We start from the raw sequence: 2,500 nt of genomic DNA on the forward strand, positions 1-2,500 counted from the left end.
GGAGCGTTCCGTAAGCCGTTGAAGGTGGATTGAGAAGTCTGCTGGAGGTATCGGAAGTGCGAATGCTGACATGAGTAACGATAATGCGGGTGAAAAACCCGCACGCCGAAAGCCCAAGGTTTCCTTGCGCAACGTTAATCGGCGCAGGGTGAGTCGGCCCCTAAGGCGAGGACGAAAGTCGTAGTCGATGGGAAGCAGGTTAATATTCCTGCACCTCGCGTAAGTGCGATGGAGGGACGGAGAAGGTTAGGTGTACCAGGCGTTGGTTGTCCTGGGGAAAGGCGGTAGGTTTGGATCTTTGGCAAATCCGGGATCCTTTAAGACCGAGCACCGAGACGAGCCTTTAAGGCGAAGTCACTGATACCACGCTTCCAGGAAAAGCTCCTAAGCTTCAGCTTACGCAGACCGTACCGTAAACCGACACAGGTGGGTAGGATGAGAATTCTCAGGCGCTTGAGAGAACTCGGGTGAAGGAACTAGGCAACATGGCACCGTAACTTCGGGAGAAGGTGCACCCTTTTTGGTGGCTCGTGCGAGCTATAGCTGAAGAGGGTCGCAGTAACCAGGCCGCTGCGACTGTTTATCAAAAACACAGCACTCTGCAAACACGAAAGTGGACGTATAGGGTGTGACGCCTGCCCGGTGCTGGAAGGTTAATTGATGGGGTCAGCCGCAAGGCGAAGCTCTTGATCGAAGCCCCAGTAAACGGCGGCCGTAACTATAACGGTCCTAAGGTAGCGAAATTCCTTGTCGGGTAAGTTCCGACCTGCACGAATGGCGTAACGACAGCGGCGCTGTCTCCACCCGAGACTCAGTGAAATTGAAATCGCTGTGAAGATGCAGCGTTCCCGTGGCAAGACGGAAAGACCCCGTGAACCTTTACTATAGCTTTACACTGAACGTTGAGTTCGTCTGTGTAGGATAGGTGGGAGGCTATGAAACTGTGGCGCTAGCTGCAGCGGAGCCATCCTTGAAATACCACCCTGTCGTGCTTGACGTTCTAACCTGGGCCCATTATCTGGGTCGGGGACCGTGTATGGTGGGTAGTTTGACTGGGGCGGTCTCCTCCTAAAGAGTAACGGAGGAGCTCGAAGGTACGCTCAGCGCGGTCGGACATCGCGCACTGTGTGCAAAGGCATAAGCGTGCTTGACTGCAAGATCGACGGATCAAGCAGGTAGGAAACTAGGACTTAGTGATCCGGTGGTTCTGTATGGAAGGGCCATCGCTCAACGGATAAAAGGTACTCCGGGGATAACAGGCTGATACCGCCCAAGAGTTCATATCGACGGCGGTGTTTGGCACCTCGATGTCGGCTCATCACATCCTGGGGCTGTAGTCGGTCCCAAGGGTATGGCTGTTCGCCATTTAAAGTGGTACGCGAGCTGGGTTCAGAACGTCGTGAGACAGTTCGGTCCCTATCTGCCATGGGCGTTGGAGATTTGAGAGGGGCTGCTCCTAGTACGAGAGGACCGGAGTGGACGAACCTCTGGTGTTCCGGTTGTCACGCCAGTGGCATTGCCGGGTAGCTATGTTCGGAAGCGATAACCGCTGAAAGCATCTAAGCGGGAAGCGCGCCTCAAGATGAGATCTCCCGGGGCACAAGCCCCCTGAAGGAACCATGTAGACTACGTGGTTGATAGGTCAGGTGTGTAAGTACAGCAATGTATTGAGCTAACTGATACTAATGATCCGTGCGGCTTGACCATATAACCTCAAGTTGCCTTGGCTTTACGACAACGTCGTAAGAGCATCCAAGTGCACGCTACGTCACAAGAACTATGCGAGGCTGGCGCCTTGTCCCACCGGGACGAGTGCGACTCTCCAAAAGCCTCCCTGGTGAAATTAGCGCTGTGGAACCACCCGATCCCATCCCGAACTCGGAAGTGAAACGCAGCTGCGCCGATGGTAGTGTGGCTCAAGCCATGCGAGAGTAGGTCATCGCCAGGGTTTACACCCAAAACCCCGCTGCATGCGCAGCGGGGTTTTCCTTTTTTTGCAGGCACCTGGTTTCGACCTGGACTTGCAGCAACAACTTCACGAAGAGCTTCAAGTTCCTCAAACAAGTTGTTGACAAAGCTGAAAGGCCTGCCATAATAGGCGGCTCGCAACGACGAAAGACCCTCGGGTCCAACGACGAAGCAGCATCGACAACAACGTCCACCCCGGTGAGACGACCTTGAAAAAAGGTGTTGACGAAGCGGAAAAGCCGGCTATAATGGGCGGCTCGCTACGAAGGAAACTTCGCAGCACACGGGAACGGCGCTGAGGCCACTTCCCCGGATCTTTGAAAGTATGCGCAGGTATCTTGTGAAGGCGCCTGCAGGAAGGATGATTGTCCATCTTGCAGACGTTTGATCAAGCAACTATTAATTGTTTTAAAGCAAGCGATACGTTGCCAGAATCAATCATCTGCAGCTTTAAATTTTGATCTTCGGATCATGTAGTTTTAAGTGAAGAGTTTGATCCTGGCTCAGAGTGAACGCTGGCGGTAGGCCTAAC

The 2,500-nt window shown here is 53.6% G+C and carries 3 rRNA genes (2 of these 3 running past the window's edge); all 3 read left to right on the forward strand.

The window, feature by feature from the left end:
- Positions 1–1,707, forward strand: a 23S ribosomal RNA gene (locus tag AB1281_RS21805); it begins 1,173 nt to the left of the window's first position.
- 126 nt (positions 1,708–1,833) lie between these two features.
- Positions 1,834–1,948, forward strand: a 5S ribosomal RNA gene (gene rrf / locus AB1281_RS21810).
- 500 nt (positions 1,949–2,448) lie between these two features.
- Positions 2,449–2,500: ribosomal RNA gene (locus tag AB1281_RS21815) — 16S ribosomal RNA — on the forward strand (its annotated part continues 1,276 nt past the right edge of the window); the annotation flags it as partial.

This window comes from Stenotrophomonas sp. NRRL B-14846 (assembly GCF_050473585.1).
Classification (GTDB): domain Bacteria; phylum Pseudomonadota; class Gammaproteobacteria; order Xanthomonadales; family Xanthomonadaceae; genus Stenotrophomonas.